Genomic DNA, 23,854 nt, shown 5'->3' with positions numbered 1-23,854 from the left:
AAGAAAACGATGGACATGTCGAGGCAAAATTGCCTGTTCAATACAAAAGAGCGGGTTTCCCCACTCTTTGCCTCGGTAATCGTTAGCATTTCCAATAAAACTATACCATAACCATATATTTTATGCAAATCAATCTCCATCGCAAGCCTTACTTACACAGGCTTTAAAACAGTGATAACTGGTTTTGGTCAGGCAGCGACTCAAGACAGCCGTGCCGGTCTAAATACTCTAAAATCGTTTTTGACACTTTACCTCTTTTTTGAAGGTCCTCTTTAGACAGGAATTCCCCTTCTTCACGCGCTTTCACAATATTGAGAGCGGCGTTTGTCCCAAGCCCCGGAATCGAGTTAAACGGCGGAATCAGGCTGTCGCCGTCGATGATAAATTCCGCGGCGCTGGAGCGGTAAAGATCAACCTTTTGGAAGGAATAGCCGCGTTCACACATTTCAAGCGCAAGCTCTAAAACAGTGAGGAGGTTTTTTTCCTTCGGCGAAGCATCGAGCCCTTTGGAGCTGATCTCATCCATAACCGCTCTGATTGCAGTCGAGCCTTTAATCATTGTGTCAATGTCAAAGTCATCGGCACGCACGGTAAAATAAGCGGCGTAATATAAAAGCGCGTGATGCACTTTAAAGTATGCAATCCGCACCGCCATTAACACATACGCGGCGGCGTGGGCTTTCGGGAACATGTATTTGATTTTTTTGCATGAATCAATATACCAGTTCGGCACATTGTTCTTTTTCATTTCTTCTTCCCATTCCGGCGTCAGGCCTTTGCCTTTACGGACAAATTCCATGATTTTAAAGGCCAGTGAAGGCTCAAGGCCCTGATAGATCAAGTAAACCATGATGTCATCACGGCAGCCGATCACTTCGCTGAGTTCACATGTATTGTTGTGGATCAATTCCTGGGCATTGCCGAGCCATACGTCGGTTCCGTGGGAAAGCCCGGAAATCTGGACAAGCTCAGAGAATGTCGTCGGCTTAGTATCTTCGAGCATCTGCCGCACAAATCGCGTCCCGAATTCAGGAATACCGAGTGTTCCCGTTTTGCAGCCGATTTGTTCTTCGGTTACGCCGAGAGATTCAGTCCCTTGGAAAATTTTCATCACTTCGGGATCATCGGTCGGTATCGTTTTCGGGTCGATGCCGCTTAAATCCTGAAGCATACGGATGACGGTCGGATCATCGTGTCCTAATATATCGAGCTTCAGCAGGTTGTCATGAATGGAATGGAAGTCAAAGTGAGTCGTTTTCCATTCAGAGCCCGTCGCATCCGCCGGGAATTGAATCGGTGAAAAATCGTAAATATCCATGTAATCAGGCACTACGATAATTCCCCCCGGGTGCTGTCCCGTCGTTCTTTTGACGCCTGTACAGCCCTGCACGAGGCGGTCGATTTCCGCGCCGCGCATATGAAGGTTGTGGTCGCCCGCATAGCCTTTCACATACCCGTACGCGGTTTTTTCAGCAACGGTGCCGATCGTTCCCGCACGGTACACGTTGTCTTCTCCGAATAAAACCTTCGTATAGTTATGGGCATGCGGCTGATACTCACCCGAGAAGTTCAAGTCAATATCGGGTACTTTGTCACCTTTAAAGCCTAAGAACGTTTCAAACGGGATATCATGTCCGTCCTTTTTCAAAGGGGTGCCGCAAGACGGGCAGCTTTTATCCGGAAGGTCAAAACCGGAACCGACTGATCCGTCATTAAAGAATTCGGAATACCTGCAGCTCGGGCACACATAGTGCGGGGCGAGCGGGTTCACTTCAGTGATTTCCGTTAAGGTCGCCACAAGCGACGAACCGACCGATCCCCGTGAACCGACGAGATAGCCGTCATCCAGAGACCGTTTGACAAGCTTATGAGAAATAAGATAAATAACGGCGAATCCATGGCCAATGATACTTTTTAACTCTTTTTCTATTCTCGCTTCAACAATTTCAGGAAGCTCTTCACCGTAAATGCTTCTGGCGCGCTGATAGCTCATTTCACGGATTTCTTCATCGGCTCCATCAATTTTCGGCGTGTACAGGTCGTCTTTAATCGGTTTGATCTCTTCGATCATGGAAGCGACTTTCTGCGTATTATCAACCACGATTTCTTTCGCTTTTTCCGCACCCAGAAAGGAGAAAGCATCCAGCATTTCATCTGTCGTTCTGAAGTGCACTTTAGGCAGTTCATGCCGGTTTAACGGATTGGCGCCCCCTTGGGAGGAAATTAAGATCTTCCGGTAAATTTTGTCCTCATCGTTTAAATAGTGGACATTCCCCGTTGCGACAACGGGCTTATTCAATTTCTCCCCGAGCTTTGTAATATTGGCGATGATTTCTTTCAGCGCTTTTTCATCACGGACGAGCTCAAGCTGCAACAGATGCCTGTATACTTCCGGCGGCTGCACCTCAAGATAATCATAGAAGGAAGCGATATCTTCAACCTCTTCAGGCGATTTCTGCATCATGCCTTCAAAGACCTCTCCCCTGTCACAAGCAGAACCGATTAAAAGGCCTTCCCTGTACTTATCAAGCTGTGACCTCGGAATCCGCGGCACCCTGTAGAAGTAGTGAATATGAGAAATAGATACAAGCTTAAACAGGTTTTTCAGGCCGGTTTCATTCATGGCAAGCAATGTCGCGTGATACGGTCTGGATCTCTGGTAAGCATTGGATTGCCCCATGTTCTCATTCAGCTGGTCGTGATAATAAATATCTCTTTCGGCGGCATCTTTCAGCATTTTTAACAGCAGGTAGCCTGTCGCCTCAGCGTCAAAAACCGCCCGGTGATGCTGGGTTAATTCGATATCGAACTTTTTACATAACGTGTTTAAACGGTGATTTTTAAATTCAGGGTAAAGGAAACGCGCAAGTTCGAGCGTATCAATAACCGGATTTTTCGCCTTTTCCGTTTTCAGAAGGCGTTTGTACGCTACATTTAAAAATCCCATATCAAAGCTTGCGTTATGTGCCACAAGCACGTCATCGCCGATCCATTCTTTAAAATCCCGCACTACGTCTGCGACATCGGGAGCGTCACGCACCATATCATCTGTAATACCGGTAAGTTCAATCGTCGTTGCTGACAGCGGGTGATGCGGATTGGCGAATGCTTCAAATTTATCAATGATTTCTCCGCCTCTTATTTTAACTGCCGCAAGCTCAATTATTGTATCGTACACAGCCGACAGACCTGTCGTTTCAACGTCAAATACGACATAAGTATCTTCTTCAAGCAGACGATGTGCAGGGTTGTACGCGATCGGAACACCGTCATCAACGATATTGGCTTCCATTCCGTAAATCATTTTAATTCCGTGCTTTTTCGCGGCGGCATAGGCATCCGGGAATGACTGTACGACAGCATGATCTGTTAATGCAATCGCTTCATGCCCCCATTTTTTCGCCTGTTCCACAAGCTTTCCGATTCCCGTTACGGCATCCATTTGGCTCATCGGAGAATGCAGATGGAGCTCCACCCGTTTTTCGCCTTCAGGGGCAGTGTCTTCACGGGTTTTTGCTTTTACTTCATTCACATCGTTTGCAATCATGACGAGGTCTCTGACAAACGTATCATTTTGGATGCTTCCTCTTGCCTTCACCCACATGCCTTTTTTCAGCGTTTTCATTAAGGCGGCGTCTTCTTTTTCTCTAGCAAACATTTTAATTAAAATGCTGTTTGTGTAGTCTGTAATTTTGAAAATACAGAGCGTGCGTCCGCTTTTCAGCTCACGTGTTTCGGCATCAAAAACATAGCCTTGCACCGTAATTCTTCTTTCTTCATCCATGATGCTGTCAAGCGTCCGAATCTCTTCATTGTCTTTAATTTGGTAGCCGATGACAAGCGGACCTGACGGCGCCTGATCCTCATCGCCCTCTTTTTCCTTCTTCTCCATTTCGATCAGAGCCTGCATCGCGCGCTCCTGGTCTTCGGCGAGTTTTTGCTCGCGGAATTTCTGGACTTCTTGGTCAGATACAAAAATTTCGGTGTCGAGCTGCAGATCAGGAAAGCCAAACTGGCGATAGCTTTGCTGGATGAGTGAGCTGTATTTATTTTTAAGCGCCGATGCTTCTGTATCGGTTTTTGTTTTAACGATCAGTTTGTTCCCCATGAGCTTCGGCTTCTGCTGATGTAACAGAGCCACCATTGGCGGCGAGGTTCCTTCAAGCTCTTCAATGCAGCGTGTCCAATAATCTTGCACAAGCTCTTCGCTGACTGCCGGGTCAATGACTTTAATCGACGAAGTGACGCGGGCAATGTGAGCAAAGGATTGTGTCAATCTCATCATAAACGCGTCATATATTTGATACGGCAAAAGGGCCTTAAAGCGAAATTGAAAATGCCAGGCCTTCTGTGCTTTATGGATTGTCAGTTTATCAATCTCTCCGTCTTCAAAGTGCGTCATGAAGGTATCATCTGTCATATTAAGCTGCTGCAGAAGAATCTGAAACTGTCTTCTGTTTACTGATAACTGTTCCATTCAGACAGTATCCCTCCCTAAAAACATCATAAGTGAAGGTACCTCCGATGGTGATGAGGTACCTTCTTTTTTCTCTATTTTAACATGGTTTTCACCAATTCGTTATGCTGATTACTTGTTCTTGATAAATTCAGACAGCTCGTTCACTGAAACTTCGGCTGATTCTCCGGTTTTGCGGATTTTCACTTCAACGATGCCTTCGTCCGCACGCTTTCCGACAGTGATGCGGATCGGAAGCCCGATCAGATCAGAGTCAGCGAATTTTACGCCGGCGCGTTCCGCACGGTCATCGTATAACACGTCATAGCCTTCCGCTCGGAATTTGCCGTAAAGCTGTTCAGCGAGTTCCCGTTGCGCTTCATTTTTCATGTTTAAAGCCAAAATATGCAGGTCGTACGGAGCAACGCTTTTCGGCCAGATCAGGCCTTTCTCGTCATGGTGCTGTTCAGCGATTGCCGAAAGTGTTCTGGATATGCCGATTCCGTAGCATCCCATCAGCATTGGCTGCGCACGTCCGTTTTCATCAAGATATGTCGCATTCATTGCCTCAGAATAACGCGTACCGAGTTTAAAGACTTGTCCGACTTCGATACCTTCTGCGAAACGGATCGTTCCTTTTCCGTCAGGAGACGGATCGCCTTCCTGAATGATTCGGAGATCGGCATATTCTTTAACGGAAGCGTCGCGCTCGATATTAACGTTCCGGTAATGGCGGTCTTTTTCATTCGCACCGCTGACGGCATTCACCATGACTTTCACAGCTTGGTCGGCATAAATCTCAATATCTGAACCCACACCGACAGGGCCGACAAATCCTGGCTCCGTTCCGAGCTTTTCTGCTGCTTCTTCATGTGACGCAAGCTCAACCACTTCCGCATTGAGAAGGTTTTTCACTTTTACGTCATTGACCTCATGATCCCCTCTGACTAAAACGAGAACAAACCGGTCATCTGCTTTAAACAGAATAGACTTGATACAAGCGCTTGGCTCAATTTGTAAGAAAGCAGAAAGTTCTTCAATACTTTTGACATTCGGCGTATCGATTTTCTCGAGCGCCTCAGGTTTTTCATTTGAAGGCTCATTGTTCATAACAACTTCCGCCATTTCCGTGTTTGCCGCATAAGAGGATTCATCGGAATAAGCAATGGTATCTTCCCCTATTTCAGAAAGAGCCATAAACTCATGCGTGTCTTTTCCCCCCATCGCGCCCGAATCGGCAATAACCGGGCGGACGTTTAATTCGCAGCGGGCGAAAATGTTAGTGTACGCGCTGTACATGTTTTGGTACGTTTCCTCCAGGCTCTCTTCAGAAGAATGGAAAGAATATGCATCTTTCATAATAAATTCACGGCCCCGCAATAATCCGAAGCGAGGACGTTTTTCATCTCTGAATTTAGACTGAATCTGGTAAAGAGTGAGCGGCAGACGCTTATAAGATTTCACCTCATCGCGCACGAGAGAAGTAATGACTTCTTCATGTGTCGCGCCTAACGCAAATTCGCGGCCGTGGCGGTCTTTCAGACGCATCAATTCAGGCCCGTACGTATACCATCTGCCTGATTCCTGCCATGTTTCAGCCTGCTGAAGGGCCGGCATCAGCATTTCCACCGCATTGATTTTTTCCATTTCTTCACGCACGATCTTCTGAATGTTTTGAATGACCCTGTAAGCCAGGGGCATGTAGCTGTAAACCCCGCTCGTATTTTGTCTGATAAATCCCGCTCTCAGCAGAAGCTTATGGCTTTTTGCTTCAGCATCAGCCGGCACTTCTCTCAGGGTCGGAATAAGCGTCAAACTTTGTCTCATGTCTTCGCACCTCTGATTTTTTTTACTAGTCAATTATAAGAATAAACGCTGGATATCGTTCCATGTGACAACCAGCATAAGAAGCATTAAGAAAGCTACGCCGATAAATACGACAAATGCTTCCTTGTCACGGTTAATCGGCTTGCCGCGGATTGCTTCAATGAATAAAAACAGCAGTCTTCCGCCGTCAAGCGCCGGGATCGGCAGCAGGTTGACGATTCCAAGGTTGATGCTTAAAAACGCCGCAAACCGCAATAAGTTGATGATGCCCGTTTTCGCAACTTGGTCCGTCATATCGTAAATACCGACGGGGCCTGCGAGCATATCAAGCTTAAACTGCCCGGTAACTAACTTGCCGAGATTAGTCAGGATCGCTTTTGTCACATCAACCGTTGACGTGGCTCCGTAAGCGATAGCTGCAAACGCGCCTTTTTCAGTCGGCGCATAAGAGCCGAACCGGCCGATTGTTTTTTTGTTTTCATCTTTTACCGCTTCAGGTGTAACCGAAATATGAAGCGATTTGCCATCCCGCTTGACGGCAACATCTATTTTTTTCCCCGGGTTTTCTTTTACCGCGGTAACGATATCGGTCCAGGACCGCATTTTTTCTCCATTAATGCTTTGAATGCGGTCGCCTTCCTGTAAACCGGCAGCCGCTGCGCGTCCGTTATCTGTCAGCTTCCCGAGCTCAGGCTGGTTGGAAGGCACGCCTTGTATGAATCCGAGCATCACAAGAATGACATACGCTAAAATGAAGTTCATAATCGGGCCGGCAGCGATTGCCTTAATCCGTTTCCAGACGGGCTTTGAGCCGAATTGGCGGTTGTACGGCGCGATTTGCACTTCTTCTCCGTCTACGATGAAAAAAGAGGTTTGACTGACTGTAAAGCTTGACAGTTCGTCTTCTTTCCCCTGCTCGTACCCGGTGAGTTTCATCTCATGCTCAAGATCAGCCGTCTCTACTTCAATCATTAAAGCGTCAGGATATTTTTCTTTTTGATTAATAATGACTTTCTCAACCTGGTCGTCTTTATTAAAAAGAAGACCGACGGTATAACCGGGTTTAACTTCAATCATCTCCGGATCTTCTCCGGCCATGCGGACGAAACCGCCGATCGGAAGGAGCCTGATCGTATATACGGTTTCATTTTTTTTAAACGAGAAAATTTTAGGGCCAAAGCCGATCGCAAATTCACGGCAAAGGATCCCCGCTCTTTGGGCAAGCAATAAATGTCCCAGTTCATGGAAGAAAACGAGCGTTCCGAAAATAATAATAAACGCTATAACTGTATTCACGAACATACCACCTTATGTGAGTATTGAATTGACGTATCCCCGGGTGTCTTTGTCCACTTCTTGAATATCCGCAAGACTCGGATGCTGAATCACGCTGTGACGATGCAATGCTTTTTCAATCAGGTCCTCAATAGCTAAAAACGAAATGTGTCCGGCCAGAAAAGCAGCAACGGCTTCTTCATTCGCCGCATTTAAGACCGTCGGCATCGTTCCACCTATTTTACCCGATTCAAAGGCAAATTGTAAGCAGCGGAACCTTTCAAAATCAGCTTTCGCGAAATGGAGGCTCCCGATCTCCCATAATTCAAGCCTTTTTGTTTCAGGAAGAGGCAGCCGGTCCGGATATGTCAGCGCGTATTGGATCGGCACTCTCATATCAGGATTGCCGAGCTGGGCAATGACACTTCTGTCGTGAAATTCAACCATCGAGTGAATGATGCTCTCCTTATGTAAAACAACGTCAATTTGTTCATACGGAATATCAAACAGCCAATGCGCCTCAATGACTTCAAGTCCTTTATTCATCATTGTAGCCGAATCAATCGTGATTTTTGCGCCCATCGACCAGTTTGGATGATTCAGCGCATCCTCAATCGTCACTGATTCAAGCTCCTGCCGGGTCTTATCTCTAAAGCTTCCGCCGGATGCGGTGATAATCAAGCGCTCAATGTTTTTGTTTTGCTCGCCTTGAAGCGCCTGAAAAATAGCGGAATGCTCGCTGTCAACCGGCAAGAGAGGCACACCGTATTGTTTTGCGTGTCCTTTCACTATATGCCCGGCAGTGACAAGAGTTTCCTTATTTGCAAGCGCGATTGTTTTTTTCTGTTCAATGGCTTTTAATGTCGGGATTAAACCGACGCTTCCAAGCAGCGCGTTGACAACGATATCCACTTCTTCCATAACTGCAGCTTCAATCAGTCCTTCTTCTCCGATGCCGATTTGGCATTCATGAGAAAAAGATGCTTGTTTCACTTTTTGATATGTATCCATGTCGCCGACTGCTATATATTTCGGCTGAAAGGTTTTGATCAAAGGAATCGCCTTCTCGGCATTTTTGCCGAATGTCATTGAGACGAGACGAAATTGGTCTTGATGCATACGCAATACGTCAAGCGTCTGCTCCCCTATTGATCCTGTTGCTCCTAAAAGACAAATATTCTTCAAAATGCCACTCCCATTCTATGCGTCCAGATCGGTCTTATTTTCATATTAGCCTTTCTTATGAAAAAAGCGCAAGCAGAAAGTACAAGAACGGCATGACAAACAAAAAGCTGTCAAATCGATCTAAAATACCGCCGTGCCCCGGCAGGATTTTTCCAGAATCCTTCACTTCATAATGCCGTTTGAGCGCTGATTCCACTAAATCCCCGATCTGTCCGAAAACAGACAAAACCAGCGTAATCAAAAGCAGAAGCGGATATGAAATCGGAAGGCCTGCAAACAGCTGAAATACCGCTGTACATATGAGGGCGATAATAATGCCGCCGAGAAATCCTTCCACCGTTTTGTTAGGACTGATTTCAGGCCACAGCTTTCGTTTCCCGAGTGATTTTCCGACGAAATATGCACCGGAATCTGTCGACCATATGACAACACAGGCATAAAAAATATATAAAAGCCCGCTTGTTTCAATGTTTCTGATTTCGATAAAATAATGAAAACATAACCCGATATAAATCGTCGCGAGGATGATAAAACCGACCTCGTCAAAGGTGAAGGTGTTTTTCACCAGCACGGTGTAACTGAGCAATATCAATACAGCGAAAATCGTCACTTCAATTTTCGCATCAAAGAAATGATATTTGCCCGGCATAATAAACAGCCACAATAACAGCAGGCTGATCAGTCCCGGAAATGAAAAAAACCTGAGCTTTTTCATCCGCAAAAGCTCAAAAAGCGCTATACTGCCCATTGCGTAAACGAATACGGTGAACGGCAATCCTCCGAAAATAACCAAAAATAAAAATAGTGCCGCCGCCAGAACACCTGTTAACAATCTTTGTTTCATTTCCACCATCCTCTAAATTCCGCCAAACCTCCGGCCCCGCTGTTGATATTCTCCCAATGCCTGTAAAAAGTGATCTTCTTTAAAGTCAGGCCACAGGACATCTGTAAATACGAATTCGCTGTAAGCCACCTGCCAAAGCATAAAGTTGCTCAGCCTGATTTCTCCGCTCGTTCTGATAAGAAGCTCCGGATCCTGTATCGATTCAGTCATTAAATGATCGGAAAAAAGCGCTTCATCAATGTCTTCGATATTCAACGAGCCGTCTTTCACCCGCTCGGCGAGTGCTTTTGCAGCATTTACGATCTCTGTCCGTCCGCCGTAGTTCAAGGCAAAATTAAGAATCAGCCCGTCATTTTGTTCAGTATCTTTTACAGCCTTCTCTATCGCCTTGTACGTATGGGAAGGAAGTGCGGATTCATCCCCGATGATTTTCACCCGCACATTTTCCTCGACTAATTCGGGAAGGTACGTATTCAAAAACTCTTCCGGAAGCTTCATCAAAAAGTCCACTTCCATTTTCGGGCGTTTCCAGTTTTCCGTGGAAAAGGCATATAGAGTCAGAACTTTGACGCCCAGCTGGTTTGCAAGCTTTGTGACTCGTTTTACCACTTTCATTCCTTCATGATGTCCGGCAATTCTCGGAAGTGAACGCTTTTTCGCCCAGCGTCCGTTCCCGTCCATAATGATGGCAATGTGTGCGGGAATTTCACCCTTCAGTATGTCTTCTTTTGTATACCGTTCTAAGTTGGAAGCCGCATTCTGCTGATTCTTCCAATTTTTGAGTATGTTGAGCATGAGATTCCTCCGTCACCCAAAAAGGTTGCGTTGCTGATGATCAGTGTTAATCAACAGTATTAACAAAAAAACCCCCTGTAAACATGAGAGGGTCTTTTCACATTATCTATTGTACAGAGTTTTTCATTAAACTTCCATGATTTCTTTTTCTTTGTCCTTTGTAACACTGTCAATTTTTGACACATATTCATCTGTCAGCTTTTGAACGTCTTCATTAGAAGCACGAAGCTCATCTTCAGTAATGTCACCGTTTTTTTCAAGTTTTTTGAGTTCATCATTGCTGTCACGGCGGACATTACGGACTGCCACTTTCGCTTCTTCCGCGTATTTTTTCACAACTTTGACAAGCTCTTTCCGTCTTTCTTCCGTCAAAGCAGGGATAGCAATGCGGATGATTGTGCCGTCACTTGTCGGCGTTACGCCAAGATCCGCTTTTAAAATCGCTTTTTCAATATCGCCGATCGCTGTTTTGTCATACGGTGTGACAACTAGCATACGAGCTTCAGGCACATTGATGGAAGACAGCTGGTTTAAAGGTGTTTGGGCACCGTAGTATTCAACTGTCACTTTATCTAATAGAGACGGATTGGCACGTCCAGCACGGACTGACGCCAATTCACGAGAATAAGCGGCAACCGCTTTTTCCATACGTTCTTTCGTTTGTGTTAATACTTCGTTTGACACGTTATTTCCCCCTTACGATCGTTCCGATTGATTCGCCTATTACGGCGCGCTTAATGTTTCCTTCTTCCATAATAGAAAAGACGATCAGCGGAATATCATTATCCATACATAATGAAGAAGCTGTAGAATCCATGACTTCCAGCCCGTCTTTTAAAACATCGAGATAAGATAATTTTTCGTATTTTACTGCGGATTCATCTTTTCTCGGATCGGCATTATAAACACCGTCAACATTATTTTTAGCCATTAAGATCACATCCGCTTCAATTTCAGCGGCCCGCAGTGCTGCAGTTGTGTCCGTAGAGAAATAAGGATTTCCTGTACCCGCGGCAAAAATAACGACACGTTTTTTCTCCAAGTGGCGGATGGCTTTTCTTCTGATGTACGGCTCAGCGACCTGCCGCATTTCAATTGATGTTTGCACTCTGGACTGGATTCCGAGTGTTTCAAGGCTGTCCTGCAAAGCAAGTGAGTTCATGACAGTCGCAAGCATACCCATATAATCGGCCGTCGCACGGTCCATTCCTAAGTCACTGCCTGTTTTTCCGCGCCATAAGTTGCCGCCGCCTACGACTACGGCTACTTCGACGTCAAGCTCAGCGATTTCTTTTACCTGTTTTGCTATGGATTGAATGACAGTCGGATTAATTCCGTTTCCCTGTTCCCCTGCCAATGCTTCTCCGCTAAGCTTTAAAACGATACGATTGTATTTTGGTTTTTCCATAATAACCTCCAAGTGTAAACATTGCCGTTTCCTATTATGCAAGAGAAAAAAAGGTTTGTAAATATAGTTTTAAAAATAGGGAACACAAGTTGTGTCCCCTATACTGCCTGAAAAGCCGCGAAAGATTCGCCAAGGCTTTTCACCATTATTTTTTCACTTGGTTCATAACTTCTTCAGCAAAGTTTTCTTGGCGTTTTTCAATACCTTCTCCAACTTCGTAGCGGACGTAAGTTTGAACTGTTGCGTTTTTCGCAGCCACAACTTGTTTCACTTTTTCGTCTGGGTTTTTAACGAAAGCTTGGTCTAACAGGCAAATTTCTTCAAAGAATTTGTTCAGACGGCCTTCAACCATTTTAGCTACGATGTTTTCAGGTTTACCTTCTTGAAGAGCTTGCTGAGTCAAGATCTGACGCTCATGGTTTGCTTCTTCTTCAGAGACTTGGTCGCGAGAAATGTAGCGAGGGTTTACCGCAGCAACGTGCATAGCGATGTCTTTCGCAAGATCCTCATCAGTTGTTCCGCTAAGAACAGATAATACGCCGATGCGGCCTCCCATGTGAAGGTAAGCGCCGAAAGCGTCGCTGTCTTCTTTTGTAAGAACGGCAAAACGGCGAAGGGTGATTTTCTCTCCGATTTTAGCAACGTTGCTAGTGATGTATTCTTCAACAGTAGAACCGTTTTCCATTTTTTGACCCATCGCTTCTTCAAGATCAGCCGGAGCGTTTGCAAGAAGGTGGTCAGCAAGTGTGTTCAGAAGTTCTTTGAAACCTTCGTTTTTCGCAACGAAATCAGTTTCAGAGTTTACTTCTAAGATAACGCCTTTGTTGCCGTCAGTTTTAATAAGAGTAGAACCTTCAGCAGCGATACGGTCAGCTTTTTTAGCCGCTTTAGCAATCCCTTTTTCTCTTAGAAGGTCGATTGCTTTGTCCATATCTCCGTCAGTTTCAGTTAACGCTTTTTTACAATCCATCATGCCCGCGCCTGTTTTTTGACGCAGTTCTTTTACCTGCTGTGCAGTAATAGCCATGTTTATTCCTCCTTATATGTGTAAACAAGATATGTATAGATACATTTTTCTTGAAAAAAGGTGATAAAAGGCAGTCCCTCTTATCACCTTTTGATTAGGTTACGCAGTTGTCGTTTCTGTTTCAGGTGCACTTTCTTCAGCTACCGCTTCTTCTTCGCCTTGCTTCGCTTCAAGAATAGCATCTGCCATTTTAGAAGTAAGAAGTTTGACAGCGCGGATTGCGTCATCGTTTGCAGGGATTACGACATCAATTTCATCAGGATCACAGTTTGTATCTACGATTCCGATGATAGGAATGTTCAATTTGCGAGCTTCCGCAACAGCGATGCGCTCTTTGCGAGGATCGATGATGAATAATGCATCAGGAAGATCCTTCATATCTTTAATTCCGCCTAGGAATTTTTCAAGACGCTCTAATTCTTTTTTCAATTGAACAACTTCTTTTTTCGGAAGTACTTCAAACGTACCGTTTTCTTGCATTTTTTCGATGTCTTTCAGACGTTTAATACGTTTTTGGATTGTTTCGAAGTTTGTCAGTGTACCGCCCAACCAGCGTTGGTTGACATAGTACATGCCAGAGCGTACAGCTTCTTCTTTAACAGAATCCTGAGCTTGTTTTTTTGTGCCGACGAAAAGGATTTTTCCGCCTTCAGCAGCAAGGTTTTTCGTGAAGTTGTAAGCTTCCTCTACTTTTTTCACTGTTTTTTGAAGGTCAATGATGTAGATTCCGTTACGCTCCGTGAAAATGTAACGCTTCATTTTTGGGTTCCAACGGCGTGTTTGGTGACCGAAGTGAACACCAGCTTCAAGCAATTGTTTCATAGAAATAACTGACATGTGATTTCCTCCTAATAAAATGGTTTTTTTCCTCCGCTTAGGTCATTTTTGTGCAGAACTGCCGCCTGCAGCACCCTCTGCATAAATCGTTAAGCGTGTGTATTTAACACCAAGACATAATATAACACAGCTTTAGGCGACAATCAAGAATCCTTTACAGCTTTGCCGCGAAATTTTAAAAACAGCTCGATTTCTGTCTTTCCGCTCTTCATCCGTTTGGCGATTTCGCCCGGAGTGAACCCTTGTTCGTATAAATCTGAAACTTGCTCTTCAAACGAACGCCCGCCCTTGTTTTCGTCATTTTCAGCCCGTTCCACTTCACTGATCAGCGCTTCAATATGATCCGGAATGTCCGGGTGCGGCAAAGTTTCAGCGGGTTGAGGCGTGTCATCCCGGGCGTCTGCCGCCCCGGCATTCGGGCTCCGGGTATCTTTGAGTCTCTCGTTTTCTTCTTTTAATTCGAGCAGAAACGCAGCAAGGGTGTTTTCCGTCTCTTCCAGTATATTCTGCTGCTGACGCTCTGTCTCCTTAAGAGCTGAAAACCTCGTATACAGAATAATGACGGCATAAAGCAGTACGCCGTGAAGCACAAAGCTTAAAAGCCATAATAGTGTTGACATGTTTTTCACTCGCTAACCATGAGTTCATTATTGAATTACTTTTTCTAGCAAATGCTTTAATTTAAAAAGCGCCTTTGAATGAATCTGAGAGATCCGCGAAGTCGAAAGGTTCAGCACTTGTCCGATTTCGGTCAATGTCAGCTCTTCTTTATAAAATAAACTGACGACAAGCTGTTCTTTTTCAGAAAGCTCATGAATTTTTCCGGCAAGCTGAGCGATCAGCTCGTCCTTCATGATTTTTTCTTCCGGCGGCACGTTTTTGTCATCTCTGATCATGACTTGAATATTTTCACCGTCATCCTGATCGTGCAGCTTTTCATCGATTGACAAGAGATTGGCAAAAAACCCTTCGTTCATCGTTGACACCACGTCCTGCTCCGTCATCCCCAGCTCTTCTGCGATCTCTGAGGGCGTCACATTGCGAAGGTAGCGCTGTTCCAGTTTCTCGATCGCAGCTTCGACCTTTTTTGTCTTCTCCCGTGAAGTTCTGGGCAGCCAATCCTCTTTGCGCAGTCCGTCAATGATTGCACCGCGAATTCTAAACGAGGCGTAGGTATCAAATTTTAAATCCCGGCTGGGGTCAAATTTTTCAAGGGCATCATATAAACCAAGCATACCAAGGCTCATTAGATCGTCTTTATGCACCGATTTTGGCAGTCCGACAGAAATTCTGCCGACATGATATGTAACTAGCGGCATGTAGCGGCGCATTAAATCATCACCGGCTTTTGGATCTTTCCACTCTTTCCAGCGCGACCAAAGCACCTGATCTTCATAATTCAAGGATTGCATCGTTATCCCCTACCTCATACCTTAATTAAATCATTGTTTCACCTTGTTTAACAGTTCGGATATGCAGCATGCAGGACTTTGGTTCAAATTCAATCGTCCGGCCGCTTGAGCCGCCCGTATCTTCACTGATGACCGGAATGTTATACAATGTAAGCTGTTCTTTAATGGCCGCTACATTTCGGGGGCCGATTTTCATCAAGTCGTTCGTCATTTTAAATTTAAACATTTCCGCTCCCCCCGCGAGTTTGGCCTTTAGAGCAAACTTGCGGCATCCGGCTTCCAGCAGCATATCAATCGTCGCCTTTACGGCAGTGTCGGCATATTTTGCCCGGTTAAGCTCTGCTGTTTTTGATAAAGCGGAATCCGGCAGCATGACATGAACAAGTCCGGCTGTCTGCTTGTCTTTATCATATAAAACCAATCCCACACATGAACCAAGACCCGAAGTCCGGATTTTCTCCGGAAAACGGGCGACCTGAACGTCAGCAATTCCCACTTTTACGACGACAGCTTCTGCATGGCTCATACGGATGCACCCAATGAGACAAAGAGTTTTTCAAATGAATCATAGTCCGGGAGCATAAACATATGGGCTTTCAGCTCCTGCCGGCTGCTCTGGTCAAAAATAGAAGTGTCCACGACAATGGCATGCTCTCCGACTTGACTGAGCTCCATTAATCCTTCGCTGATGACCGCTCCGAACATATCAAGGGAAACTTCCGGCACGCTCGGATAAATTTCCAGTTTCGTCAAATCAGCCAACGCCGTTAAATAGGAACCTGCTAAAATATTGCCCAGCTCATGTAAAGCAGAAGAGCTTAAATGGTCCTCGCTTAACTGATCAATATCAAAATCCGGATTGCCGATCAGCTCTCTGATAAACTGTTCCGCTTGGTGAAAAGGCATAATGAGAAAGATAGAACCTGTCATGTCGCCTTCCATTCTTAAAAAGATACTTGCCACCGGGGTTTCAGCGCCGCCAAAAAAATCAGCGAGCTCATCAAATGTCAGCAATGTAGCAAACGGCACTTCCATATCTATTTTTCTATTGAGGAGCTGAGCCATCGCAGAAGCCGAGTGGCCTGCACCGATATTCCCGACTTCCCGCAAAATGTCCATTTGCTCTTCTTTGATTCCTTTAAACATACTCATGTTGTCTTAACCCCTTTAAGCATAAGGTTGATCGGGCACAGACAGCGCAGAATCTTTGTCCAGCACCGCTTGCGCATCAATAATATTCAACAGCCTGTTTTCTTGCTTTACGATCTGTTTAATCCACACATCCGCTTCTTTTGTTTGGCTTTCAGGCGCAGACTCAATTTCATTTTCATGCACGGTAATGACATCATTGGCTTCGTCCACGATCCATCCGACCTCCGCATCACGGTAAGAGATGATAATAATCCGTGATTCTTCAGTGATTTCTTGCTCAGGCAGGTTAAGACGCTTTCTTAAATCCAGAACCGGCGTGATCACGCCGCGTAAATTAATGACGCCGCGAATATATGGTTCAACACCGGGAACTCTCGTCGGTTTTTGCCACTTTTCAATCGATTTCACTTGTGAAACCGAAATCGCGTATTCTTTCCCATTTATCATAAACACAATCATTTTTTCACCAGTTTTGATTTCCGCAGTCATGTGGGCACCTCCTCGTGTCGTTAGTAGATCAGCGCATTACAATCAATAATCAGCGCCACTTCGCCATTCCCAAGAATCGTGGCGCCGGAAATCGCAAAGACGTTTGTTAAATAGTCGCCGAGTGATTTAAGCACGACTTCCTGCTGGCCGATAAAAGAGTCGACGACAAATGCAGTTGATTTATCGCCTTTTTTCACGACGATCATATGGAATTGCTCCGCGTCTTCTTTTGTATCCGTGATGTTAAACTCTTTTTTCAAGTAGACGATCGGCACGATCTGTCCTCTGAAATCAATGACTTCCCTGTCATGCGTCTGCAGGATATCCTTTTTATCAATAACTGCCGTCTCTATAATAGAAGAAATCGGTATCGCAAATGTCTCTTCTTCAAGTTTTATCAGCAAGACAGATATTATGGACAGTGTCAGCGGAAGCTGAATACTAAAGAGTGATCCTTGGCCTTCTGCTGATTTTACACTGACTGATCCGCCGAGAGATTCGAGTTTGTTTTTAACGACATCCAACCCGACGCCCCGGCCTGAAATATCGGAAATTTGATCAGCAGTCGAGAAGCCGGGCGCAAAAATAAGTTCGTAGATTTCATTATCTTCAAGCGTTTCAGCTTCCCGCTCGGTGATTACATTGCGTTCGAGCGCTTTTTCGAGAATCTTCTTTCTGTTCAGTCCCGCGCCGTCATCTTCAACCTCAATAAAGACGTGGTTTCCGCTGTGATAAGCCTTAAGAACGACCTGGCCGGATTCTGATTTCCCTTTACTTACGCGCACTTCAGGCGATTCTATACCGTGATCAATGCTGTTTCTGATTAAATGGACAAGCGGATCGCCGATTTCATCAATCACTGTGCGGTCAAGTTCTGTTTCAGCGCCGATGATGGACAGTTCTATTTTTTTGTTTAATTCCTTTTGAAGCTGGCGGATCATTCTCGGAAAACGGTTAAAGACGGTTTCTACTGGAACCATTCGCATATTGAGAATAATAGACTGGAGGTCTCCAGATATTCTTGTGAGCCGTTCTACCGTTTCAGTCAATTCATTATGATTCAGTTCTTTGGCGATTTGCTCAAGCCGTCCCCTGTCAATGACCAGCTCTTCGAAAAGGTTCATCGAAGAATCAAGTCTTTCAATATTGACACGGATCGTTTTGGAGCCGCCGTTATGCTTCGTATGCTCTTCCGCTTTTGCAGGCTTCGGCTGTTTTTCGGCTTTTTTTGCAGGCACGGTCTTCACTGGTTCAGCAGCTTGCGGCTCTTTCGGTTTTTCGGCCGTTTTTAACGGTGCGCCGACAGAAACCTCCACGTGTCCCACTTCTGAAATGCCGCTTATGATTTGTTTAATCTCATCAGCGGGCTGCTTTGTTAAGAAGCACACTTGAAAATCTGTACCGAAATCCTCCGTTTCAAGCACTTCCGCACTCGGAATCGTTTTCGCGACTTCCCCAGCTTCATTCAGCTTCTCGAATATCATGTAAACGCGCACTGCTTTCAGCATGCAGTTTTCATTCAGGGACACCGTTATTTCGTAGCGGCTGAATCCTTGTTCTTCTGCCTCTTCAATGACGGTCCGTTCAAATTCATCATAATCCCATGCCGCCGCTTCCTTATTTTCCGGAGATGGCGGTTCAGCGGTTTCAACCGAAGCTGCGGTCTCATGCACCGCGTTTACGTCGAGTTTCGCGCTCACTTCAGAAATATCTCTTTTGCCATCTCCGCCGTCAATAATGGACTGCACCATTGCTTCAAGATGGTCAAGCGCTTCAAACAGCACATCAAGCCACTCTGATGTAACGGCCATTTCTCCGTTTCGGATGGCGTCCAGCACATTTTCCATGAGGTGGGTTAAATGCGCCAAGTCTGTGTACCCCATCGTTGCGCTCATGCCTTTCAGCGTATGGGCAGCTCTGAAGATGTCATGGACAAGCTGAAGGTCTGCCGGATCTTTTTCTAAAAGCAGAAGCTTTTCGTTACATGTTTGCAAGTGCTCTTTACTTTCATCAATAAAGACATCTAAATATTGATTCATATCCAATTGATTTACACCCTCTCTTTTTTCACACAGCTAGTGATGGATGCTGCGATATCTTCCACATGTTTAATGTCATGAATGAGGCCTGCTTTTATGGCTGACTTCGGCATTCCGAACACAACACACGATTCGTCCGATTCCGCAATCGTTTTGACACTGCCGGCCTTAAGCATCTCTTTTACGCCTTCGGTTCCGTCACTGCCCATGCCGGTCATAATGACGGCCACCTTTTCATAATCGGACAATCTGCTCGCCGAACGAAACATATAATCAGCTGACGGTTTATGCCTGCTTGCCGTGTCATGAACATCAAGAACGATGCGGAGTCTTCCGCCGTCTTGTATAACCGTCATGTTTTTTCCGCCGGGGGCGATATACACACAGCCCGCTTTTGCTTCTTCACCGTTTTCCGCTTCTTTCACCTGTATATCTGACAAATGGTTCAGCCTGTCTGCAAGTGAAGCGGTAAAGCCTTCAGGCATGTGCTGAACGACAAACACCGGCGCGTTTAAATCCTTCGGCAGGTTCGGAATGACCTTTTGCAGCGCCCGCGGTCCGCCCGTAGACGTCGCTATGAATACAGCCTGCCTGGCCGATTTTGTTTTCGGTTTTTCAAAGCCGGCTGAAGCCGGGCGTTTAGGCGTGAGAGGTTCGGCCGAAGCCGCTTCTGGCTTTTTGGCTTGGGACAGTCCGGCAGCAATGACTCTTTCAATCAGCTGCTCTTTAATTTTATAAAGATCAAGGGAAATCGCTCCGGAAGGCTTTGTAATAAAGTCAAATGCGCCCATTTCCAAGCAGTTAATCGTGCGGTCTTTTCCTTGCTGTGTCTGGCTCGATACCATAATCACCGGAAGTTTATAAATGTCGATTATTTTCCGTAATGTATCCGTTCCATTCATGACCGGCATTTCAATATCAAGCGTGACAACATCCGGCTGAAGAAGCTCTATTTTTTTTAACGCCTCTTCTCCGTTTCTTGCTGTCCCGATGACTTCTATCTGTATTTCCGCGGCCAAAAAATCGGTAATCATCTTTCTCATAAAAGCTGAGTCATCAACGACAAGCACACGAATCAATGTAAAGTCCTCCTCATTAAAAAAGAAGATAATTTCTCAATAAATGCCGTTTTCTCTTCTCTGGGTTTGTTTTCTTCTGTTTGAAACAAGACATCCGTTAAAAGACGGATAGACCTGCTGGCTTTCGCTTGAGGACTATTTATTAAAAAAGGCACTTGGTCAATCACAGCTTGACTCACAAGCGGATCATCCGGTATAGAGCCGGCGAATTGTACGTCCGCACCCAAAAACGTGTGAATCGCGTGAGAAAGGCGGGCAAAGGTATCCATTGCATTTTTTTTGCTGCGGGCGCGATTGACGGCAATGCTTATCGACAGCCGTTCATCCGCAATCACGAGATGCTTGATCGCGCTGTAGGCATCCATAATGGCCGTCGGCTCAGGCGTTGTCACGGCGAGAATGTCTTCCGCTGATAAAATAAACGGCAGCTGCTCTTTTGATAAGCCCGCTCCCATGTCAAACAGAACATAATCAAAGTCTCTTAAAACAGCGGAAAGATCATTCATAAAATACGCCCACTTCTCCCTGTCCGCCTGGTATATCACATCAAGCCCCGTTCCTCCGGATATGTAGCGGATGCCTTTCGGACCGGCAGACAGTGATTGAGCCAGCACATGCCGGTTTTCCATCACATCAATGATGGTGCGGCAAGAAGAAGCGCCGATCAGCACATCAATGTTTCCCATTCCGATATCAAGATCAATAATGAGCACATTTTTTCCTTTTTCCTGTAAGGCAAGTGCCATATTTAACGTGATATTGGATTTTCCGACGCCGCCCTTGCCGCTGATGACTGCCAATGTCTTTGCTTTCTTTTCATACAGCTGCGGTTTGATCAGCTGCCGCTGTTTCATTTTTCTTCTTAATGACTCGGCCTGATCGGGTTTCATTCCATAAGCATCCTTACGAAGTCTTTCGGAGAAACAGACAGTATGTCTTCAGGCACATTTTGCCCGTTTGTCAAAAAAGCAGCGCCGATCATTGATTCTGTCAGCACTTGATAAACCGAACCGAGTGAGGCGGTCTCGTCTGTTTTTGTAAAGATGAATTGATTCACCGGAATATCGGAAAACCGTGACAGCACCTGTTTCATATCTTCATATTTTGCAGATGCCGATAATACAAGAAACGATTGTAAGCCCGATTCAAACGGAATCATTTCTTGTAATTCCGTAATATATTGCTCTTCTTTAAAGTTTCTTCCGGCGGTATCGATAAAGACATGATCATATTCCGCAAATTTAGTTTGGGCCTCAAGACATTCTTCTTTCGAATAACAAACTTCAAGGGGCGCCTGTAACAGCTCCGCATATGTTTTCAGCTGTTCGACCGCGGCGATCCGGTAAGTATCCGTCGTTATAAACGCAATTTTCTTATGCTCCTCAAGCATCGTTGAAGCGGCCAGTTTTGCGAGAGTCGTCGTTTTCCCGGCTCCTGTTGAACCGAAAAGCACCACGTATTTTGATTGAATGCCTTCCTGCCACCTGTCTTTTGAAGGAAGCTTTTCAGCTAACAGTTCCTGCAATTTGAACGTGACATTCTCTTCGGTCAAATCGCCTGCTGCAATCGAAGAGTGAAGCAGCTCACTCAAAACTGTTTTCTGCATTTGGTCTGTAAGCCCCGCTCTATCCAAAAGACGTTCCGCTTTCTTTAAAGGTTCAGGCAGCACTTCTTTGTAATGTGAAAGATCAAATTTTCGCGCTTGCTGCTGCGGCTGAAAGGTTTGCACGGTGTCTGTCATTTCCGCCTTTTTCTTCCCTTCGCCGGCATGCGGCGGAATTTTTTTCGCTCCCCTTGACTCCCGATCTAAAACCGCAATTACTTCAACAGCCTGTTCCGCCCTCAAGCCAAGCCATTTTCGTTTTTTCACTTGTTTCGAATTTAAAATCACGGCGTCATTGCCGAGTTCTTTTTTGATTTGTTTTGCGGCTTCCTGCATTGAAGCGGCCGTAAATTTTTTAATCTTCATTAAATATCCACCACTCCAATGCTTTGCACTTCAACATTTGCTTCAAGCTCATTATAGGAAAGAACCGGAAGATCAGGGAAATAGCGTTCTAACAGCTGTTTTACATACATTCTGACCGGAGGAGAGCAAAGAAGAATCGCTGTTTCCTGCCGGATTGAAAGCTGCTCAGCCTCTTTGGCGACTGAACGGATAATGCTGTCTGATACGTCAGGCTCAAGCGACAAATAATTGCCTTGCTCAGTCTGCTGCACGCCATCGGCAATCGCTTTTTCCACCCGCCCTGAGCATGTCATGACTTTCAGCGTTTCATCATCTCTCGCGTACTGGGCGGTAATTTGTTTGGCAAGTGACTGCCTCGCATATTCTGTCAAAAGATCCGAATCCGTCGTTAGCCTTCCGTAATCGGCGAGTGTTTCAAAAATGGTAACCAAGTTCCGAATCGATACTTTTTCCTTTAGTAGTTTCGCAAGCACCTTTTGAATGTCGCCGACTGATAACGGATTAGGTGTGACTTCATCCACAAGCACAGGATAATTCTCCTTCAGATGATCGATAAGCTGTTTTGTTTCCTGTCTGCCGACCAGTTCATGGGCATGCTGTTTAATTTTTTCTGTAATATGCGTAGATACGACAGACGCGGGATCAACAACCGTATATCCGAGCATGTCCGCTTCGTCCTTAGCCGCTTCTCCGATCCATTTCGCGGGAAGCCCGAACGACGGTTCAACCGTTTCAATTCCTTCAATGATGTCATCTTCAGGCGTCGGTGACATTGCTAAATAATGATCAAGCAAAAGTTCCCCTTTTGCGACTTCGTTGCCTTTAATTTTCAATCGGTATTCGTTCGGCTGAAGCGCGATATTATCCCGAATGCGGACAACCGGAATCACAAGCCCCAATTCAAGCGCAAGCTGGCGTCTGATCATGACGATCCGATCCAGAAGATCACCGCCCTGCCCCGCATCCGCAAGCGGTATGAGACCGTAGCCGAATTCGAATTCGATCGGATCAATATGAAGAAGCTGCACAACGCTTTCCGGACTTTTCAGTTCATCCACTTGAGCCTCTTCTTCAAGAATTTCTTCCTCTTCTTCGTTCGGTTTGTCGGTTTTGGACAGCATGTAAGCGCCAAACGCAAGCAAGCCTGCAATAGGGCCAGTAAGCAGAATGCCGATTGGCGTAAAGAGACCGAGCAAAAGTACGGTTGCTGCCGCTACATACAAAAGCTTAGGATATGCAAACAGCTGGCCTGTAATATCATGACCGAGGTTTCCGTCTGACGCCGCTCTCGTTACGACAATCCCCGTAGCCGTGGAAATGAGCAAGGCGGGCATTTGGGAGACGATTCCGTCACCGACCGTCAGCATTGTAAAGTGGGAAGCAGCCTCTTGAATACTCATCCCCTGCTGAAGCATGCCGATAACAATTCCGAAGATAATATTAATCATCACGATAATAATTCCGGCGATGGCGTCCCCTTTAACGAATTTACTCGCTCCGTCCATCGCGCCGTAAAAGTCAGCTTCTCTTGCGACTTTTTCACGTCTGTGTTTCGCGTCCTGCTCCGTGATCATGCCGGCATTTAAATCAGCGTCAATACTCATTTGTTTTCCCGGCATCGCATCAAGCGTAAATCTCGCAGCGACTTCCGACACACGCTCGGCGCCTTTGGTAATAACGATAAATTGAATAATAATCAGAATAATAAAGACAACAAGCCCTACCAGCACATTTCCGCCGACAACGAAATTCCCGAATGTCTCAACAACTTTTCCCCCTTCTCCGTGAGAAAGAATGGAACGGGTCGTCGAAACATTAAGCGCGAGCCGAAACAACGTCAGCAATAACAGCAGTGACGGGAAAATTGAGAACTGCAGCGGTTCTTGCATATTCATTGTGGTGAGAAGCACGATCAACGCAAGAGAGATATTAATGATGATCAAAATACTTAACAACCATGGAGGAAATGGAATCACCAGCATTGCCACAATGAGGACAACACTTATTAAAACCGATAAATCTCTTGTTGACATGCTGTTTTTCTCTCCTTTTGAATCTGA

The 23,854-nt window shown here is 45.5% G+C and carries 20 protein-coding genes; all 20 read right to left on the bottom strand.

The window, feature by feature from the left end:
• Nucleotides 1-163: 163 nt before the first annotated feature.
• The 20 genes from AXI59_RS16520 to flhA all read right to left on the bottom strand — a co-directional run bounded on the left by AXI59_RS16520 (nucleotide 164) and on the right by flhA (nucleotide 23,827).
• Complete coding sequence (locus tag AXI59_RS16520) at nucleotides 164-4,477, bottom strand: PolC-type DNA polymerase III (RefSeq protein ID WP_061528751.1); 4,314 nt, start codon at nucleotides 4,475-4,477, stop codon at nucleotides 164-166.
• Between the two features lie 111 nt (nucleotides 4,478-4,588).
• Nucleotides 4,589-6,283 (bottom strand): proline--tRNA ligase, encoded by a 1,695-nt coding sequence (proS, locus tag AXI59_RS16515; RefSeq protein ID WP_061528750.1) that lies wholly within the window; start codon nucleotides 6,281-6,283, stop codon nucleotides 4,589-4,591.
• Between the two features lie 33 nt (nucleotides 6,284-6,316).
• The gene (gene rseP, locus AXI59_RS16510; RefSeq protein ID WP_156476309.1) at nucleotides 6,317-7,585 is read right to left on the bottom strand and encodes an RIP metalloprotease RseP; all 1,269 of its coding nucleotides are present in this window, start codon (nucleotides 7,583-7,585) and stop codon (nucleotides 6,317-6,319) included.
• A gap of 6 nt (nucleotides 7,586-7,591) precedes the next feature.
• On the bottom strand, nucleotides 7,592-8,743 hold the full coding sequence (dxr, locus tag AXI59_RS16505) for a 1-deoxy-D-xylulose-5-phosphate reductoisomerase (protein WP_061520551.1): 1,152 nt from the start codon (nucleotides 8,741-8,743) through the stop codon (nucleotides 7,592-7,594).
• A gap of 55 nt (nucleotides 8,744-8,798) precedes the next feature.
• Nucleotides 8,799-9,596, bottom strand: coding sequence for a phosphatidate cytidylyltransferase (locus AXI59_RS16500; protein WP_156476308.1), 798 nt, complete (start codon nucleotides 9,594-9,596; stop codon nucleotides 8,799-8,801).
• A 3-nt stretch (nucleotides 9,597-9,599) separates the two neighbouring features.
• Complete coding sequence (locus AXI59_RS16495) at nucleotides 9,600-10,382, bottom strand: isoprenyl transferase (protein ID WP_061520549.1); 783 nt, start codon at nucleotides 10,380-10,382, stop codon at nucleotides 9,600-9,602.
• Nucleotides 10,383-10,508: 126 nt separating this feature from the next.
• Nucleotides 10,509-11,066, bottom strand: a complete 558-nt coding sequence (gene frr, locus AXI59_RS16490; RefSeq protein ID WP_061520548.1) for a ribosome recycling factor — start codon at nucleotides 11,064-11,066, stop codon at nucleotides 10,509-10,511.
• Nucleotide 11,067: 1 nt separating this feature from the next.
• Nucleotides 11,068-11,790 (bottom strand): UMP kinase, encoded by a 723-nt coding sequence (gene pyrH / locus AXI59_RS16485; RefSeq protein WP_003154213.1) that lies wholly within the window; start codon nucleotides 11,788-11,790, stop codon nucleotides 11,068-11,070.
• A gap of 145 nt (nucleotides 11,791-11,935) precedes the next feature.
• A complete protein-coding gene (tsf, locus tag AXI59_RS16480; RefSeq protein WP_061520546.1) occupies nucleotides 11,936-12,817 on the bottom strand; it encodes a translation elongation factor Ts in 882 nt (293 codons plus the stop codon).
• A 99-nt stretch (nucleotides 12,818-12,916) separates the two neighbouring features.
• A complete protein-coding gene (gene rpsB / locus AXI59_RS16475; protein WP_061528748.1) occupies nucleotides 12,917-13,654 on the bottom strand; it encodes a 30S ribosomal protein S2 in 738 nt (245 codons plus the stop codon).
• A gap of 143 nt (nucleotides 13,655-13,797) precedes the next feature.
• Nucleotides 13,798-14,274, bottom strand: a complete 477-nt coding sequence (locus tag AXI59_RS16470) for a DUF6115 domain-containing protein (RefSeq protein WP_061520544.1) — start codon at nucleotides 14,272-14,274, stop codon at nucleotides 13,798-13,800.
• A 27-nt stretch (nucleotides 14,275-14,301) separates the two neighbouring features.
• Nucleotides 14,302-15,066 (bottom strand): RNA polymerase sigma-28 factor SigD, encoded by a 765-nt coding sequence (gene sigD / locus AXI59_RS16465; RefSeq protein ID WP_061520543.1) that lies wholly within the window; start codon nucleotides 15,064-15,066, stop codon nucleotides 14,302-14,304.
• Nucleotides 15,067-15,091: 25 nt separating this feature from the next.
• Nucleotides 15,092-15,592 carry a chemoreceptor glutamine deamidase CheD gene (cheD, locus tag AXI59_RS16460; protein ID WP_061528747.1) on the bottom strand — a complete coding sequence of 167 codons (501 nt, stop codon included), beginning with the start codon at nucleotides 15,590-15,592 and terminating at the stop codon, nucleotides 15,092-15,094.
• A complete protein-coding gene (cheC, locus tag AXI59_RS16455) occupies nucleotides 15,589-16,218 on the bottom strand; it encodes a CheY-P phosphatase CheC (RefSeq protein ID WP_061520541.1) in 630 nt (209 codons plus the stop codon). The genes cheD and cheC overlap by 4 nt, the downstream gene beginning before the upstream one ends.
• Nucleotides 16,219-16,233: 15 nt before the next feature.
• Nucleotides 16,234-16,707, bottom strand: a complete 474-nt coding sequence (gene cheW / locus AXI59_RS16450) for a chemotaxis protein CheW (protein ID WP_061520540.1) — start codon at nucleotides 16,705-16,707, stop codon at nucleotides 16,234-16,236.
• Nucleotides 16,708-16,727: 20 nt separating this feature from the next.
• On the bottom strand, nucleotides 16,728-18,752 hold the full coding sequence (cheA, locus tag AXI59_RS16445) for a chemotaxis protein CheA (protein WP_061528746.1): 2,025 nt from the start codon (nucleotides 18,750-18,752) through the stop codon (nucleotides 16,728-16,730).
• A gap of 5 nt (nucleotides 18,753-18,757) precedes the next feature.
• Nucleotides 18,758-19,825: a protein-glutamate methylesterase/protein-glutamine glutaminase gene (locus AXI59_RS16440; protein ID WP_061520538.1), complete on the bottom strand. Its 1,068-nt coding sequence runs from the start codon at nucleotides 19,823-19,825 to the stop codon at nucleotides 18,758-18,760.
• The gene (locus AXI59_RS16435) at nucleotides 19,822-20,715 is read right to left on the bottom strand and encodes a MinD/ParA family protein (protein ID WP_061528745.1); all 894 of its coding nucleotides are present in this window, start codon (nucleotides 20,713-20,715) and stop codon (nucleotides 19,822-19,824) included. Before AXI59_RS16435 ends, AXI59_RS16440 begins: the two co-directional genes overlap by 4 nt.
• Nucleotides 20,712-21,794, bottom strand: coding sequence for a flagellar biosynthesis GTPase FlhF (gene flhF, locus AXI59_RS16430; RefSeq protein ID WP_061528744.1), 1,083 nt, complete (start codon nucleotides 21,792-21,794; stop codon nucleotides 20,712-20,714). Before flhF ends, AXI59_RS16435 begins: the two co-directional genes overlap by 4 nt.
• A complete protein-coding gene (gene flhA / locus AXI59_RS16425; protein ID WP_061520535.1) occupies nucleotides 21,794-23,827 on the bottom strand; it encodes a flagellar biosynthesis protein FlhA in 2,034 nt (677 codons plus the stop codon). The genes flhF and flhA overlap by 1 nt, the downstream gene beginning before the upstream one ends.
• Nucleotides 23,828-23,854: the final 27 nt, after the last annotated feature.

Source organism: Bacillus nakamurai (assembly GCF_001584325.1).
In the GTDB taxonomy this organism is placed as follows: domain Bacteria; phylum Bacillota; class Bacilli; order Bacillales; family Bacillaceae; genus Bacillus; species Bacillus nakamurai.
This window is presented reverse-complemented; position numbering and strand designations above follow the sequence as displayed.